Origin of the sequence: Sorangium sp. So ce295 (assembly GCF_051527405.1) — a bacterium.
In the GTDB taxonomy this organism is placed as follows: Bacteria; Myxococcota_A; Polyangia; order Polyangiales; family Polyangiaceae; genus Sorangium; species Sorangium cellulosum_B.
This window is the reverse complement of the sequence record NZ_CP150324.1, coordinates 8,505,801-8,521,897: the sequence shown is the minus strand read 5'-3', so window position 1 is coordinate 8,521,897 and position 16,097 is coordinate 8,505,801. Positions and strand designations below refer to the sequence as shown.

Annotated in this window: 15 protein-coding genes; 7 read left to right on the top strand and 8 right to left on the bottom strand. The window is 71.3% G+C overall.

Going from position 1 to position 16,097, the window contains the following annotated elements:
• Positions 1-173 precede the first annotated feature (173 nt).
• The gene (locus WMF11_RS32175) at positions 174-1,889 is read right to left on the bottom strand and encodes an AMP-binding protein (protein ID WP_437973467.1); all 1,716 of its coding nucleotides are present in this window, start codon (positions 1,887-1,889) and stop codon (positions 174-176) included.
• A 260-nt stretch (positions 1,890-2,149) separates the two neighbouring features.
• Complete coding sequence (locus tag WMF11_RS32170; protein ID WP_437973466.1) at positions 2,150-2,335, bottom strand: hypothetical protein; 186 nt, start codon at positions 2,333-2,335, stop codon at positions 2,150-2,152.
• Between the two features lie 34 nt (positions 2,336-2,369).
• On the opposite strand from WMF11_RS32170, the gene WMF11_RS32165 reads away from it, so the two are divergent.
• Both WMF11_RS32165 and WMF11_RS32160 read left to right on the top strand, forming a co-directional pair.
• Positions 2,370-2,888, top strand: coding sequence for a hypothetical protein (locus WMF11_RS32165; RefSeq protein ID WP_437973465.1), 519 nt, complete (start codon positions 2,370-2,372; stop codon positions 2,886-2,888).
• Positions 2,889-3,002: 114 nt separating this feature from the next.
• The gene (locus WMF11_RS32160) at positions 3,003-3,569 is read left to right on the top strand and encodes a hypothetical protein (protein WP_437973464.1); all 567 of its coding nucleotides are present in this window, start codon (positions 3,003-3,005) and stop codon (positions 3,567-3,569) included.
• A 95-nt stretch (positions 3,570-3,664) separates the two neighbouring features.
• Here WMF11_RS32160 and WMF11_RS32155 read toward each other — a convergent pair whose 3' ends face one another.
• From WMF11_RS32155 to WMF11_RS32145, 3 genes are all read right to left on the bottom strand, one after another.
• On the bottom strand, positions 3,665-4,396 hold the full coding sequence (locus tag WMF11_RS32155) for a hypothetical protein (RefSeq protein ID WP_437973463.1): 732 nt from the start codon (positions 4,394-4,396) through the stop codon (positions 3,665-3,667).
• A 46-nt stretch (positions 4,397-4,442) separates the two neighbouring features.
• A complete protein-coding gene (locus tag WMF11_RS32150; RefSeq protein ID WP_437973462.1) occupies positions 4,443-5,279 on the bottom strand; it encodes a hypothetical protein in 837 nt (278 codons plus the stop codon).
• Positions 5,280-5,369: 90 nt separating this feature from the next.
• Positions 5,370-5,522 carry a hypothetical protein gene (locus WMF11_RS32145; protein ID WP_437973461.1) on the bottom strand — a complete coding sequence of 51 codons (153 nt, stop codon included), beginning with the start codon at positions 5,520-5,522 and terminating at the stop codon, positions 5,370-5,372.
• Between the two features lie 450 nt (positions 5,523-5,972).
• Here WMF11_RS32145 and WMF11_RS32140 point away from each other — a divergent pair, with 450 nt between their 5' ends.
• Positions 5,973-7,490 carry a DUF5050 domain-containing protein gene (locus WMF11_RS32140; protein ID WP_437973460.1) on the top strand — a complete coding sequence of 506 codons (1,518 nt, stop codon included), beginning with the start codon at positions 5,973-5,975 and terminating at the stop codon, positions 7,488-7,490.
• Between the two features lie 66 nt (positions 7,491-7,556).
• Here WMF11_RS32140 and WMF11_RS32135 read toward each other — a convergent pair whose 3' ends face one another.
• The 3 genes from WMF11_RS32135 to WMF11_RS32125 form a co-directional block, all read right to left on the bottom strand.
• Entirely contained in the window at positions 7,557-8,867 is a 1,311-nt protein-coding gene (locus tag WMF11_RS32135) for a hypothetical protein (RefSeq protein WP_437903055.1), read from the bottom strand.
• A gap of 235 nt (positions 8,868-9,102) precedes the next feature.
• Positions 9,103-9,315, bottom strand: a complete 213-nt coding sequence (locus WMF11_RS32130) for a hypothetical protein (RefSeq protein ID WP_437973459.1) — start codon at positions 9,313-9,315, stop codon at positions 9,103-9,105.
• Positions 9,316-9,532: 217 nt separating this feature from the next.
• The gene (locus WMF11_RS32125; RefSeq protein WP_437973458.1) at positions 9,533-10,642 is read right to left on the bottom strand and encodes a hypothetical protein; all 1,110 of its coding nucleotides are present in this window, start codon (positions 10,640-10,642) and stop codon (positions 9,533-9,535) included.
• Between the two features lie 480 nt (positions 10,643-11,122).
• Between WMF11_RS32125 and WMF11_RS32120 the strand changes: the two genes are divergently transcribed.
• The 4 genes from WMF11_RS32120 to WMF11_RS32105 all read left to right on the top strand — a co-directional run bounded on the left by WMF11_RS32120 (position 11,123) and on the right by WMF11_RS32105 (position 16,073).
• Positions 11,123-11,803 carry a hypothetical protein gene (locus tag WMF11_RS32120; RefSeq protein WP_437903053.1) on the top strand — a complete coding sequence of 227 codons (681 nt, stop codon included), beginning with the start codon at positions 11,123-11,125 and terminating at the stop codon, positions 11,801-11,803.
• A 143-nt stretch (positions 11,804-11,946) separates the two neighbouring features.
• Positions 11,947-12,369: a DUF1810 domain-containing protein gene (locus WMF11_RS32115; protein WP_437973457.1), complete on the top strand. Its 423-nt coding sequence runs from the start codon at positions 11,947-11,949 to the stop codon at positions 12,367-12,369.
• Between the two features lie 300 nt (positions 12,370-12,669).
• The gene (locus WMF11_RS32110; RefSeq protein WP_437542551.1) at positions 12,670-14,724 is read left to right on the top strand and encodes a sodium-translocating pyrophosphatase; all 2,055 of its coding nucleotides are present in this window, start codon (positions 12,670-12,672) and stop codon (positions 14,722-14,724) included.
• 179 nt (positions 14,725-14,903) lie between these two features.
• Positions 14,904-16,073 (top strand): pyridoxal phosphate-dependent aminotransferase, encoded by a 1,170-nt coding sequence (locus WMF11_RS32105; RefSeq protein ID WP_437973456.1) that lies wholly within the window; start codon positions 14,904-14,906, stop codon positions 16,071-16,073.
• Positions 16,074-16,097: the final 24 nt, after the last annotated feature.

Genomic DNA, 16,097 nt, shown 5'->3' with positions numbered 1-16,097 from the left:
CCACCTCGGCGTCTTCGGTGCTCAGCGCACCGGCGTGCGCTTGCGCGCCGAAAACGCCGATCTGGGCCCGTCTCCTGTGCGGGAGACCGCCGCTCTGCTCTGCATTTAGCAGAGGTGGGCGAAAACCGCTGTAGAACCTCTGAATCCCGTGCTGCTTCGAGGCGGCCTGAAGCTCAAGGTTTCGATGGCTCTGTCGCCGTTGGACCGGCGCGAACCACCGCTGGAATCGACGAGAGCCCCCGCCGCAGCTCCCCGAGCCTCCGGATCGCGCCGTCCCTCTCCCGCGCATGCAGCCGCCCCGCCAGGTAGTTCGTCGAACACCACCTCGCGTCCGTCTTGCCGCCTTTGCCGCGCCCGAACAGCGAGAAGATCTCCACCGTATCGGGCCTCCAGTCAGGCCCCAGCCGCTCCCTCACCAGCTTCGCGATCGCCTCGGCGAACCCCGGCTCCACCGCCCGCCCTCCCGTGAACACGCAGAGCGCGATCCGCGTGTCGCCGCGCGGGCCCGCGCCGGCGAGCGGCACCACCGCCGCCCCCTGCGCGAACGGCAGCTCGTTCACCTCGCCCGACAGCGCCTCTCCCGGGAACGCCCGCGCCGACCGCCGCGGCTCGAGCGTCCCGCCCCACAGGTATTCGTTCCCCGTCCGCGCGAGCAGGAAATAGCCGTCCTCGCCAAGGTCGTCCCCGCGCCGCAAGAAGACCCCCGCTCCCCCGGGGGTGGGCTTCTTCGTCGCGGCGTCGACGAGATCCCACGCGACGCCGGGGGACGGCAGGGCCTTCGCGCTCACCCCCGCGGGCCGCCGCGCGCCGGACAGCACCGTCCCGCCGGCGGCCGTGTCGATCAGCACGTTGAAGACAGGCACCTTGCCGAGGTCGTTCTTCTTCAGCGCGTCGCGGACCTCGAGCCAGTCGAGCGGCTCGCACACGCTCCTGAACAGCGCCTTGAGCGACGAGGGCATCGGCCGCGGCGCGGCGCGGAGGGACGACGCGAAGGCCGGGGAGAGCCCGAGCACGGTGATCGGTTCGAGGCTCAGGGCGGAGGGGGTCGAGAGCAGGTGCTCCTCGGGCAGCTGCACGAACGCCGCGCCCGAGAGCCACGCGGACAGGAGCAGGGGCAAGAAGCTCTGCTCGTGGTGGAAGCCAGGCGCCGACAGGCGATCTCCCGGGGAGAGGCGATAACCCAGCATCCCGTCCGAGAGGGCGCCGCAGAGCGCCGTCTCGGCGGCGACATCCACCGGCCTGCCGAAGGGCCCTCGCAGCGGCGAGAGCGCACGGATGCAGGGGCTTTTCGGGGGGTATGCAACCGGATCGGCGGTGGGGCGGCGCGCGGGCGCGGAGACAGGCAAGGCCTTCTCGATGAGCTTGCCGACAGGGGCCGGGGAGCGCGGGTCTACCACCACGTGCTCCGGCGCGAGCGCCTTCAAGGCATGTGCGACGGCCACGTCTCCGCAAGGCAGGATCCACGACACACGCGCGCCGAGGTACAGCGCGGCCGCGAACGCCACGACCCCCACGGCGCCGGCGGGCACGACGATCGCGATCGCGGCCTTGGGCTTCACGCCGAGGCCGGACCACGCGGCGGCGAGCGCGGAGGCGCGCGCGTGCAGCTCGGAGAAGCGGAGCCGCACGGGATCCGCGCGGGGAGCGATCTCGATGAACGCGAGGCGGTCCGAGGAGGCGTGGCGCAGCACCGCGTCCGCATACAGGTCGTATGCGGCCCCGGCGACGCTGCGGAGCGGGCCTGTCCGCTGGGCCGAGTGCGAGAGGAGCGCGCGGCGGAACGCGGGCGGGTCTTCCCACGTGGCGGAGAGCGCCGTGAGATCGGGCGTCTCGTCCTCGCGCGCGAGGTCGAGCGAGCGCAGCAGGGCGACGAGGTCCGGCGCGGGCATCGTCGCCGTGCCTATCCGATGCGCGGCGGACCGGGCAAGCGGTGCGCTGCGTCCGTCAGGTGCCGAGCCATCCGGGCGTCGCCTGCGGGTTGAGCTCCAGTCTGCAGCCTTGGACGCGTCGGGTCGCGCAGGTGCCCGTTCGAGGCGAATCCGCCGGAAATTTGGTCTGCGGAGCGCGGGGAGGGAGGATCGTGCGGTCACGACAGGAGTGCGATGATGAGCGACGGGACGCGCGGCAAACGTGGTCTGGGGATCCATGCTCAGCCGCCGCACCCTGCGACGGTGGTGCAGAGGCGAGAGCCGCACGCGGCGACGGTGGCGCAGAGACGCGCGCCGCACCCGACGACGGTGGTGCAGAAGCGCGCGCCGCACGCAGCGACGGAGGGGCGTAGCAGCGCGCCGCCGCCGCACCCGGCCACGGGGGCACAGACGAAGCCGGGCTCCACGGGTGCCTCTCCACTGCCGCCCCATCCGGCCACAGTGGCAGCGGAGGGGCGGCCTCCCCATCCGGCCACGGTCGCGCAGAGCAAGCCGCGGCCGCAGCGCGTCGGCGTGTCGCGGCCCCCGCAGGTGGCCCGGCCGAGTGATTCTCCGCCGCTCGCGGGCGAGCCGGGCGAGGTCGCGCAGCCCTGGGGGTGGACGGCCCTCGGCGCGGTCGGCGTGGGCGTGGGGCTCTGGACCGCGGCTCCCCTGGTGACCGCCCTCGGCGTGGCAGGGCTCGCCCGGGGGCTGTGGAACCTGGCGACGGGGCCGACCGTCGAGCGCATCCCGGATGTTCCCAGCAGCTTTCTGAGCACGATTCCGGACGAACCCATCTATCGAGTCAAGGGGCGCGATCGGGAGCTCCACGGGGTCAACGTGGTGGTGCGTCCGGTCGGGAGCGGCAATCTCCGTTCCTATTACGGTATCGAGACGAAAGACGAGCAGATCGTCGTCGAGCGCCAGAGGGAGTCCGAGGTGACCTACCTGGCGAGCGCGATCCAGCTGGTCCGGGTCTAGGTCTCACGAGGCCGGCGCCCGACCCGGTACGAGCCGGACCAGGGCGATCACACGGTCGCCTGGACGCTGCTCGCCTATTCGATCGACGCGTTCGAGGGGTGGCTCCTGTCCGACGTGGTGACGGAGCTCCGCGAGCTCTTCAACGAGCTTGCCAACACGCCGGATCAGACGAGCGCGTGCAAAGCCGAGCTCAAGAAGCTGGACCACTTCGACTGGAACACCTTCGCTCTGCGCATGACGCCCGAGAAATGGCAGCAGCTGATATCGGAGATCCTCAACATCTACGTCTCGGCGAACCAGCACAGCCGCTGGGCCACATACAAGCGCACGGGCGGCAAGACCACCACCGTGAAGAGGGAGGACCTGGCGATGGCCACCATGCTGGCGACAGAAGATGAGCTTCGCGGCCGGCACACGCCGGCCGCCACGACGCAGGAGGTCGCCCAGGCCGCGGAAGGGCTGCTCGATGTGCAATTCCATCCCTCCCTCCCGGCCGTTCAATATGCTCATGCGGTCTGGAACTGGATCAAGGCGCTGAACCGGGCCTTCCCGATGGTCATGGCGAACTCCACCCTGAAAGCGGCGATCATCGCTCAGGTCGGCAATCGCAACGTGCCCCCCGGCTCCCGACCGACGCCCCTCGTGACCACGGTCTCGCAGCTGGTCCAGCATTCCGTGTAACCGATCGGCTCCCGAAGAGCGACGGGGTACTGGACGAAGCGCAGGTTGGGATGCCCCCGGGAGAGGCGTCTTGCCCAGCGAAACGCGCTCGATCCTCAGAAAGCGACGCGCAGGGTCGCGCCCGTCGGGCCGACGGTGAGCTCGGGGGCCTGGACCGACACCTCGCGCGGGATGTCGTCGCGCACCCAGACCCGCTGGTTGCTGACGAGGCCCGCGACGAGCAGCACGAAGCCGGTCACCTGCGTGGCCCCGTCGAAGAGGAGGAGGGCGGCGGCGAGCCGGCCGTCGTCGCGGTCGACGTCGACCTCCTCGCCCGTGCCGAGCGTGATGAACGGGCCGCCCACGGGCACGAGCATCGGCGAGTAGCTGACAGCGTCGCTGTCTCCCTCGCTGAGGATGCTCCCCGCCGTCAGCGCCGAGAGCGCCCACGCGCTGGCGAGGACGATCGACCCCGCGACCACCAGCCGGCGGTTCATCTGCGTCTCGACGCGATAGCCCGCCGGCCGGATCCCGCCTTCCGTGAAGGTCAACGTTCGCGGCATGCCGAGGATGACGGACGGCGCATACGGCACGTAGCCGGGCGGCACGTGGTCAGGCGGCGCCGCGTATCCAGGCGGCGCTGCGTATCCAGGCGGCAGCGCGTAGCCGGGCGGCGCATAGCCGGGCGGCGCGTAGCCGGGCGGCGCGCCGGCAGGGGACTGCGCGTAGCCAGACGGCGCGGCGCTCTGCGCGGACGGGGGGGCGTCGCTCTCCGCCGTGGCCGGCGCTGCGAGCGCGAGCGGGCCAAACAGCGCGGCCATCGAGAGGGCGGTGCGGATCGCGGTCACGTGCGTCTCCCTTCGGGGTGAGGGCTGTCGGCGCAGGGGCACCAGCTCAGAATCTCCATCGGAGGCTGGCGGAGGACCCGCCGATCGAGACCTCGGGCCAGCGGAACGCAGCGTGCCCAGGGTCGCGTGAGCTCACCGTGAACTGGCGCTCGAGGTACAGGTCCTCGTTCGCCAGACCGGCGGCGTACAGGATGAGCCCGCCCACCTGGGTCACGGCGTCCATCGTGAGCCAGAAGATGCCCGCGCCCTCCGCTTCCAGGGTCCCGATCGCGATCATCGGGCCGGCGAACGGGATGAGCAGCGGCCCGAACTTGTCGAAATCGTCGTCGTCGAACGACGCGATGCCTGCGACCGTGAACGTGAGCGCGTACGGGATCCCGAACGTGAGCAGCCCCGCCGTGGCGAGCTTGCGGTCCGCCCTGGTCCGGAGCGCGTAGCCGCGCGGGATCGGGTCCCCCTCTTCGTACTCGATGGTCCGTGGGTTGGCCCACGGCGGGAGCGGCGGCACCGGCAGGTAGTAACCCTGCGGGATGGGCACCAGCGCGCCGCCCGTCTGAGCGATCGGGGCGGGCGCCGGAGCGACAGCGGCGGGCACCGGAGCGATCGGGGCGGGCGCCGGAGCGACAGGGGCGGGCACCGGAGCGACAGGGGCGGGCGCCGGAGCGATCGGGGCACCCGCTGCCGCGGGCGCCGTGCCTGGCGCGGCGGCCCTCGCCCCGTCGCCGCGTGCCGGTTTCGGCGGCGCGGCCTGCGCCTGCGCGGCCGCCGGCGCGGCGAGCCCGAGCAGCGCCGCGAGCACCGCGGCGGCCTGCACGCCGCGAACGCGCGGCGCTGCGTCGCGGCGCAGCGGTACGGTACTCCCTTTCGTTTGCCCTATCGGCATGCTGGCTCCCGTCGCGCTCGCGCGACGACTCCAAGAAACTGCGGGTGGCTTCGGTGCAGCGAGGCCAGGATACGCAGACTGTTCACGAACTCAATCCGCCCGCACAGTGCGGGCGGGCGCCGCGCCGGGAGCCCCGACCCCCGACGCTGGCGAGCCGGTCGCCCGCTCCGGCCGCACGATGGACCACCCCTCGGCCATGCGCTGCACGCCGGAGGAGGCGCTCGTCGTCGCGAAGCCCGCCATGCCCCGACCCTCGGCGCATGCTGGGCTGCCGCTCCCCGGGCGCCGACGGCGCCCGCGCGCCCCTCGCTCACCAGCGCGATACCCGCCCTCGCCGAGCGTTGTCTGCGCGCCCGCGCGGCGCCGTCGCCCCGCCGCCACGACTCATGAGCCGCCGGCGACGCGCGGTCGAGCCGTGCACCTGGGACAACCCTGACAGGTAAGGACCGTAGCGAGTGGACCCCTGGGACAACCACGATGCGTAAGGGGCATGGAGAGTGGACGCCTGGGATAACCCTGACAGGTAAAGACTGTATGTCTCTCACCTGCTCTGGCTCAGCTCGCCACCGCCCCATCGGGCGCTACGCTGTTGTCTGATCAAGGGTGATGTCGCGGCCGCCTCCATGGCGAGCTCGGCAGAACCATGGCCTTCCAGGACATGGCGGCGACGACCGCCAGCGGAGGAGCGAAACGATGACAAGGATCTCATTCGTGGTGTTGGCGTGCGCGGCTGCCGCGCTGAGCAGCGCGTCGTGCGGAGGGACGGACAAGGGCAATCGCGCCACGGGCGGCGGCGATACCGGCAGCGGCGCTACAGGCGGCGGCGGTACGGGCAGCGGCACTACGGGCAGCGGCGATGCGAGCGGCGGCGATGCGAGCGGCGGCGATGCGAGCGGCGGCGCCACGTCAGGGACCGGCGCGCAGCCAGGGGCCGGCGAGCAGTTCTCCGTGGACGCGCAGGGCGGGACCTTCACAGCGGACGACGGCTTCACCATCGAGGTGCCGCCGGGCGCGGTGAGCGAGAACACGGTGATCACCATCGAGCGCATCGACGAGGCCCCCGAGGGCGCGGTGGGGCCCATGTACGTCCTTGGCCCGGAGGGCCTGACGTTCGAGAGGCCGATCACGCTCACGCTCCCGATCACCGTCGAGCTCAGGGCGGAGCTGGGCGAAAGCGCGGTCCTCGGCGCCTATGGCTTCACCGCACAGGAGGGCTCGGACGATTTCGCGCCGCTCGCGCGGCACGACGTCTCGAGGAGCAACGTCGTCACGGAGACCGACCGCCTCTCGAGGATCTATCCAGGCATGATCCTGGCGACCCCGATGGCGAGCCTGCACCGCTACCCGAGCGCGCTGGCCGCCGACGCGTCCTTCCTCTACTTCGCGAGCGGCGGCACCGAGGATGTCGCGACCGGGGACAACAACGACGGATTCATCTACCGCGTGAGGCTGGGCACCGCCGAGGCAGAGGCGATGAGCCCCGCCGATCCCGATCCCAAGGCGCTGTGGGTCAACGACTCGCACGTGTACTGGGCGAGCGGCGGTGATGATGACCCGGTGATCCCCTCGGCGCTCCGGCGCGTCGACAAGGCGACCCTGGAGGTGGAGACGCTGGCCCAGATCGGCTATGTCGTGAGCGTCATCGGCGACGCGTCGGCCGTCTACTTCGGCGACGGCGATGGAGAGAACATCTACACGATGCCGCTCGGCGGCGGCGAGCCGGTCGTCCTCGCGTCCGGCGCCGGGAGGCCCGCGTACCTCGCGCAGGACGCGCAGAACCTCTACTGGACCGGCGGCGCGGCGACCCACAAGGTCTACAAGGTGGCGAAGGCGGGCGGGGAGGTGACCGTCATCGCCGACAACGAGGCCGAGCCGGCCGGGATCGCGGTGGACGCGGCGTTCGTCTACTGGGCCAACGCCGGCGACGGCGGCGTGTTCAAGGCGCCCATCGCCGGAGGACAGAAGACCTTGATCTACAGGGGGGGCTCGATGGCGGGGCTGGCCCTCCGGGGCTCGACGCTGTTCTCGACGGACATGCGCGGGAACCGCAGCGTCAACGCGCACGATCTCGAGAGCAACAGGACCGTCCTGCTGGCGTTCGGACAGCCCGTCCCCTGGCGTGTCATCGCCCCGGAGGGGCAGGGCGTGTTCTGGTCCAACGCCGGCGACTACCGCTACCAGGGGCAAGTCGCGTCCTACCACGCTCCTTGAACCCCCGTATCCCGGCGGTGACCGCGAGGGCGCGCCGGCCTGGCTCGCCCTCCTGGTCGCCGTGGGTCAGGGGCCGAACGCCGCGACGAAGGTGTCCTCGTCTCCCGTCAGCGGCCCGGAGCCGAGGTCGAGGGTGCCGGTGAAGGTCCCTGTGGCCAGCACGCGATCGCGCGGATCGACGACGATGCCGAAGGGGCGCTCCGTGTCGAACCCCTCGACCCACAGCACGTGCCCGCCGGCGTCGAACTTCACCAGGAAGGTGCGCGCGCTGTAGCTGGACGGGTTGTGCCCTGACGGGAAGGGGATCCCATCGAAGTCGAGCGTCGCCGAGACGTCGGCGACGAGCACCCCGGACGCCACCACGTTCGCCTGGCTGTCGACGTCGGTCGAGGTGATGACCACCCTGCTCCCCGGCGCGCTGAAGCCCCTGCTCCAGACGGTGTTCCCGGCCGGGTCGAGCTTCGCGAGGAACGCGGCATCGTAGCCCTGGTTGATGATCGGCCCCGTCCCCAGGTCGATGGTGGTGCCCGTCTGTCCGACCAAAACGACGTTGCCCGCGGGGTCCGCCTCGACGTCCTGGATGAAGCCGGACGTGTCTCCGAACGCCCTGCTCCAGACATGGTTGCCCGCGGAATCCAGCTTCGCGACGAAGAGTCGAGGGCCCGGGAGCGGTCCATCGCCCAGATCCGCGCCGGTCCCCACCGATCCCGCGAAGAGCACGTTGCCGATCGGGTCCGTCGTGAGGGCGACCGACCCGTCGCTAAACTCGCTCCCGACGCCCTTGCTCCAGAGGGTGTTGCCCGCCGGGTCCAGCTTGAACAGGAAGATGTCCTGCGCGCCCGCGCTGCTCACCGGCCCCGCGCCGAAGTCGACCGTCCCCTCGAACGAGCCGAGGACGACCACGTTGTCCTCGCCGTCGACCGACAGGCCATAGACGTCTTGATAGGCCGGATCGCCGAAATGGCGGACCCACGCGGGCTCCCCTGCCGGGTCCGTCCTCATGACGTAGATGTCGCTCAGCCCGGCGCTGGGGATCGGCCCCCAGCCGACATCCAGCGAGTCGACGTAGCCTCCCGCGTTCACAAGGCTCCCGTCGGAGAGCGCGGCGATCTTCGCGCCGAACTCGTCGCCGGGGCCGCCGTAGCGCCTCGCCCAGGCGAGCCCGCCGTCCGGATCGAGCTTCGCGATCAGCACGTCGCGCTGCCCCGCGCTCGTGAGCGGGCCCCCGCCGAGATCGGCCGTACCGTTGAGCTGGCCAGTGAGGAGGACATTGCCGGCCCCATCGGCGTTGATGCTCGCGAACGACGCTTCGCCAGGAAAGCTCACGCTCCAGAGCGGCGCGCCCGGCTCCACGCAGGCGCCGTGTCCGTCGCACACCTCGCCCTCGCCGCAGCGATTTCGCCCCCGCGACGGCGGCGGTCCATACGGCGCGGGCGCATGGACGCATGCCCACCTGACGCGTGCGTCCAGGGTGCATGGGTTGTGATCATTGCAGCTCGCTGCGCCGTGACCGTGACCGTGGCCGTGACCCCGCCGTGGGTGCCTGTCATTCGCCCGGAGCGCGCTCGCGGACGCCGCTGCGCCGTCGGGCTCGGGGCTCCCCTGCTTGCTTTCAGGGGGCGCGGCGCAACTGACCATGGCGGATGTCATCACCACGGCGGCATGCATCCTGCTGTTCCTGAGAATCGTCGAGACGTGAGGCATGAGCTCCTCCAGCGCGCCTCGAAATGCGCGCTCTCTGCTCGACCATGACGACCTGCGAGCCATGGGGCGTGCAGGCCATGGTCTCCCGTGGAGCGATCGATGTTGCCATCATCTCGATCATTTCAAATCCATGATCGCCTGGCATTGCGAGTCCGCTGTCGACCTGAACGCACGCCGGTCCAGGGAGAGGCGCCACGGGCCCTGAGCGGCTGCAGACGTAGGTGGATGAAAATCCGCCCGCCGCGGTCCGCGAAGGGCCACGGCCGCGCTCGACGGCGCTCATGTCGTGATGCCGCCGCCGTGCCTGCGCTTCGCTGGCACGATCGCGACCCCGGCGCTCACCAGCCGGGGTCGAGCGCCGCGGGCACGAACTGACCGACCTCATCAAGGCTCCAGCCGCCGTGGCGGAAACAGGCGGCCGAGCCGTCGGTGCGCACGCCGCAAAGGACGCTGTTCCCGCCTTCGATGAACGTGAAGCGCCCGGCGTCGATCGGCATGTCGGCGCCATCATAGCGCCTGCACGTGAGGGCCCCCTCGGCGTCGATCGCGCACACCGCTCCGTCGGTGGCGGTGATGGAACGGTACGGTCCGCCCGAGAACTCGGGATACTCCGGCCCGGCGCAGTCAACGATGCCGGTGCGGCTGCAAGCGAAGTTCGGCTCGAAGCACCGGATGCCGCCGGCCTTCGTGAGCGCGCAGAAGATGCGGTTGCTGAACGCCACCTCGGTGAACTCACCGGGGGGTGTCTCCGTGCCGTGGGACTGCCACAGGCTGCCGTCGGAGCGCACGCCGACGGCGAGCCCCTCGAAGACGCAGAACGCTTGCGTGAACGAGCCCTCCATCCTTCTCACCGCATCCTCGTCCGGGGGCAGAGGGCGGTTGAACGACGTGCCATCGAGCACCACCGCGAACGACCCGTCCACGAACAGCGGGCACACGCCCGTGTAGTCCCACATGTTCGTCGCTCGAAAGGTGGAGGCAGGTGGCAGCCCGTCTGGCAGGACCGTGCCCGCCGCGAGCAGCCGACCGTCCTCGGTGAGCCCGATCAGCCCCTGTCGCGCGAGCTGGACACGCCGGTAGCGCTCGGCGGGCAGCGCGCCGCCCGGATCGTCGCCCCAGCAACGATAGCTGCCGTCGGCCTTCGTCACACAGGTACTGCCGACCTCGTCGTCGACCGCGACGCTTCGCGCGCACACGAAATCCGAGACGCTCCAGGCGCCGTCGCTCGTGCACGTCTCGCGCAGGCCGCTCGCGTTGCAGCGCGCCTCCCCGGCCGCGCAGGCCTCCGCGCTCCCCGGATCGCCGCCCTGCGCCGTGCCCTCGCTCCCGCCCGCGCCGCCGGCCATTGCTGCGCCGCTCTCCTGCGCCGTCCACTTCCCGCTGCAGCCCATGGCGAGCATCGTGGCGCCCGCTGCCACGAGCCGCGCCGCCCTCCGTTCAAGCGCCATGACACAAAGGATACCCAGGTGCTCCGTGTTCCGCATGCACCACCGATCGTCGAGCGCTGGCCGCGATTCAAGGAGTGAGCATCGTCGCGTCTGCCGTCTACGCAAGCGGCCAGCCCGCGGGCCACGCTTCGTCGCTTTGCACTCGAAATTTGCGCGTCAGGTGAATCCGACGACGGCCGCGTCGCGAGCTCCGGCGGGCGGCTTCGGCTCGCGGGCTTCAAGCAGCTCGCGGGCCGAGGTGGAGGCGCGAGCCTCCATCGCCCTGCCGATGGAGGAGGCTGCCGCCTCCATCGCCGGGTCGAGCGGCGGTCTGCCCTACGACCTGAGTCGCGATCCTGCGCTGCGAGAGCATTGAAGGCACAGGAGCGCTCAGGGGATCGTCGCAGGCACGCTCCCTGCTCTCTGGCTGGGGGCGGGGGCGGGTGCGGGGGCGGGCGTGGACGCGGCCTGAGAGGCCGGCATACCAAGGGGAGTCACACCATGAAGATTGCTGCGTATCATCTCGGTCTCGGTCTCATCACCTTCTCGATGGTCACGGGCTGCGTGGCGGCGGACGGCGGCAGCTTCGACGAGGAAGACACCGCGGAGAGCGCAGAGGCGCTCGGGGGAAACCCTGACCCCTGCGCCATGGGGACCGACCCGAACTTCACCAGCCCGCAGCTCACCGCGGTCGGAGCAACCGAGACCTACGTCCGCGCCTACCAGTGGATCGACGGCATCTGTCCGGACATCGGGCAGGATCGAGCGACGACGATCGTGGATTTCCCCGTGCCCGGCTATTACCAGCACCAGACCCCGGAGACATACCGCTTCGACGTGCAGCCTACCTTCTGGGGCTCCTCGTCCACCTCGTGGAGCGACGCGTCGCAGGCGATGAGCGACTGCGCGAACACCAAGATGGCCACGCGCGTGCAGCGCTGGGACGCCGCGACAAGCCAGTTCGTGCAGCTCACGTACAAGGAGCAGGCGGGCACGTGGCTCTGGGACAACCCGCTGACCGGGCGCGGGCACTGCTCGACGCCGGCGTTCGTCTACTTCCACGAGAACTACGGGACCGCGCAGCAGGTCGCCACGAGCAAGTACCGCGTCCGCACCTGGGCCACGCAGCCCGACGGCTCCCACGCGACCGTCTGGATCACGGGGACGCACACGGGCCTGTAGCCCTGCCCATCGCTCCATCCGGGCGGGCTGGCGCGAGCAGCGATCATCTGTTCGCGCGAAGCGCCTTGAATTCGCTCGGATCCTCATCGCAGCTGGAGGGCCGGCGACGGATCGAATGCTACTCTGGCGGTCGAGGAGCGCCCATGCCCGATCCGTACGACCTGAAACGATTCGTGGACGCGCAGGCTCCGGTCTATGCCCGCGTCCTGGCCGAGCTGCGCCGAGGAGAGAAGAGCAGCCACTGGATGTGGTTCATCTTTCCGCAGCTGAAGGGCCTGGGCCACAGCGCCATGGCGCAGAGGTTCGGCATCGCTTCGAAGGCCGAAGCCGAGGCGTATCTGCAGCACCCGACGCTCGGTCCGAGACTGCTGGAGTGCACTCGCCTCGTGAACCAGATCGAGGGGCGCTCGCTTTACGACATCTTCGATAGCCCCGATGACATGAAGTTTTGCTCGTCGATGACCCTGTTCTCCCGCGCGGCCCCCGGCGAGGGGGCGTTCCTCGCGGCGCTCGACAAGTACTGCGGCGGCGAGCCCGATCCGCGGACGCTCGCGCTGCTCGAGTAGCGCTGGCCGCCGCCGGACGCGCCGCTGGATCGCCCCCCGTGGGTGGATCGCCGACGCGCCCGTTCGCGTCGCGTGCGCCGTCCTTGTCTGGAACATTCCGATGTCACGGTCGCTGTTGGCTCGCGCGGGGACCAGCACGACCGACGTTGCGGACGCCACATCCCTGGCGCCAGCTCAAGATTTCGCCCTGGGCGGCAGCCTGAACCGAGGCAACGCAATTTCCCACTTGATCCGCCGTCGTGGACGGACGAGTGAGCCGGCGCTCGCTCCGGCCGGGGGCGGGCGAGAGGACCATCACCCGTGGATGCATTGTCGTACCAGTCGCTCTTAACGGGCGCCGTCGCGCTCATGGTCGCACGCTCTTTCTACGTGCGTGTCAAGAAGGCCCCTGAAGGCAACGAGACGATGGCGCGCATCGCGCGCTACGTCCGCGAGGGGGCGATGGCCTTCCTCGCGCGCGAGTACAAGGTGCTCGCCGTCTACGCCGCCGCCGTCTTTGCGCTCCTGGCCGCGACGCTCGGGCTCCTGTCCGCGGGCGCCTTCGCCGCCGGCGCGTTCCTGTCGCTCATCGCCGGCTTCTTCGGCATGAAGGCCGCGACGTACGCCAACGTTCGCACGGCCGAGGCCGCGCGCGCGCACGGCAAGCCCACCGCGCTCGTCACCGCGCTCGACGGCGGCGCCGTCATGGGCCTCTGCGTCGCGGGGCTCGGCCTCATCGGCCTGGGCGGCATCTACGCCCTGTTCCGCAGCCACGAGCACCTCGCGACGATCGTCCACTCGTTCGCCGTCGGCGCGAGCTCGATCGCGCTCTTCGCCCGCATCGGCGGCGGCATCTACACGAAGGCCGCCGACGTCGGCGCCGACATCGTCGGCAAGGTCGAGGCGAACATCCCCGAGGACGACCCGCGCAACCCGGGCGTCATCGCCGACAACGTGGGCGACAACGTCGGCGACATCGCGGGCATGGGCGCCGACATCTACGAGAGCTACGTGGCCGCGGTCGTCGCCGCGATCGCGCTCGGCCTCACCCTGCCGATCGCCAAGCTGCAGCAGCTCGCGCCGTCGGTGAGCGAGCAGGAGCTCCGCGCGATGGCGGTGTCGCTGCCGCTGCTCCTCGCGACGATCGGCCTCGCGGTCTCGGTCGTCGGCATCTTCATCACCCGCGCGCTCAAGAACCTGCCGCCGGCCCGGGTGCTGCGCCTCGCGCTCATCGTCCCGCCGTTCCTCGTCGTGCTCGCGGCGGCCGGCATCCTCCCGGGGCTCGGCTTCAGCTCCGGCACCGTCATCACCCTCGCGGCCGGCGCCGCGGGCGGCGCCATCGTCGGCCTCGTGACCGACTACTACACGTCGATGGGCCCCATCCACAAGGTGGCCCAGAGCTCGCTCACCGGCCCCGGCACCAACGTCATCCGCGGCATCGCGGTCGGCCTCGAGAGCGTCGCGATCCCCCTCATGACCCTCGTCGCCGTGGGCTGGATCTCGAACCACTACCTCGGCCTGTACGGCATCGCGCTCGCCGCGGTCGGCATGCTCGCCGGCACCGCGATCGTCATGACCGTCGACGCGTACGGCCCGATCGCCGACAACGGCGGCGGCATCTCCGAGATGGCCGGCCTCGGCAAGGAGGTCCGCGCGATCACCGACGAGCTCGACGCGGTCGGCAACACCACCGCGGCCGTCGGCAAGGGCTTCGCGATCGGCTCGGCGGTGCTCACCGTCGTCGCGCTGTTCGCCGCCTTCAACATGGAGGTCGACGCGGTCCGCCGCGCGAAGGGCCTCCCGGAGCTCGTGCTGTACCTGACCGACGCGAAGGTCCTCATGGGGCTGCTCTTCGGCGCGCTCCTCCCGTGCCTCGTCGGCGCGCTCACGATGACCGCCGTCGGCCGCGCGGCCGGCGCGATCGTCGAGGAGATCCGCCGTCAGTTCCGCGAGATCCCCGGCCTGCTCGAGGGCAAGCCGGGCGCCGAGCCGCAGCCGAAGGTCATCGTCGACATCGCCACGTCGGCCGCCATCCGCGAGATGATCGCGCCCGGCGCCATCGCGGTGCTCGCGCCGGTCGTCGTCGGCTTCGTGGCCGGCCCCGAGGTCCTCGCGGGTACGCTGGCCGGCGCGCTCGTCGTCGGCGCGGTGCTCTCGCTGATGATGGCGAACGGCGGCGGCGCCTGGGACAACGCCAAGAAGCACATCGAGAAGGGCGGCCTCGACGGCCACGCGAAGGGCTCCGACGCCCACAAGGCCGCCGTCGTCGGCGACACCGTGGGCGATCCCTTCAAGGACACGTCGGGCCCCGGCATCTCGATCCTCATCAAGGTGATGGGCGTCGTGTCGCTCCTCATCGCCCCGCTCATCGCCTGAGCGGACGCGCCGTCGCGGCGAGCAACGAGAGAGAGAACGCGGCCTTCACCGGCCGCGTTCTCGCTTTTGTGGCTTCACGCACGGCTCTCGTCCTGCTCCAGCCATCGGATTTCCTCTGCTGACAGCGGAGCTCTCGTGCTGTAAATGGCCTGTCTTCGGCGGGGGAGAAGGATGGCCGGGTGAGGATCAGCCGCCGCTCGCAGGTGCCGCCGTTCGCGGTCATGGAGGTGCTCGCCGCCGCCAACGCGCGGCGCGCGGCGGGGGAGCCGGTCATCAGCCTGTGCGCGGGCCAGCCGGGCTCAGGGGCGCCCGCCGCCGTGCGCGCGCGGGCGGCGGCGCTCCTCGCGGAGGGCGACCTCGGGTACACCGAGGCGCTCGGCATCCCGGCGCTGCGCCGCGCGCTCGCGGAGCACTACGGCCGCTGGTACGGCGTGGACCTCGACCCGTCGCGCGTCGCCCTCACCACGGGGTCGTCGGGCGGGTTCCTGCTCGCGTTCCTCGCGGCGTTCGAGGCGGGTGACCGCGTGGCGCTCGCTCGCCCGGGCTACCCGGCGTACCGGAACATCCTTCGCTCCCTCGGGGTCGAGGTGGTCGAGCTGTCGTGCGGCCCGGAGAGCCGCTTCCAGCTGACAACGTCGCAGCTCATGGCCGCGTGCGACGGTGCAAAGCTCGACGGCGTGATCCTGGCGAGCCCGGCGAACCCGACGGGCACGATGGTCGACGCCGCGGAGCTCGACGCGATGGCGCGCTGGTGCGCGGAGCACGGCGTCCGGCTCGTGAGCGACGAGATCTACCACGGCCTCACCTACGGCCCGTGGGCCGGACGCCAGGCGACGGCCGCGCGCCACGTCGACGCGGGCGCCGTCGTCGTGTCGAGCTTCTCGAAGTACTGGGCCATGACGGGCTGGCGCCTCGGGTGGCTGGTGCTGCCGCCGGAGCTCGTCCCGACGGTCGACGCGCTGGCGGGAAACCTCGCGCTCTGCCCGCCCGCCCTGGCGCAGCACGCGGCGCTCGCGGCCCTGACTCCGGAGGCGTACGCCGAGGCGGACCGGCTGGTGGAGGGCTACGCGGCCGCGCGCGACCTGCTGCTGCGGCGGCTGCCCGAGCTCGGCTGGAAAGTCGCCCCGCCCGACGGCGCCTTCTACCTGTATGCCGACGTCGGCACGGACGACTCGGTCGCGTGGTGCGAGCGGCTGCTCGCCGACACGGGCGTGGCGCTCACGCCGGGCACGGACTTCGACGGCGTCGGCGGCGCGCGGTACGTCCGGCTGTCCTTCGCGGCCCCCGTCGAGCAGGTCGACGAGGCGGTCACGCGGATCGTCGCCTGGCAGCGCCAGCGCGCGCGGTGACCGGAGGGTGGGCGCTGGAGGCGC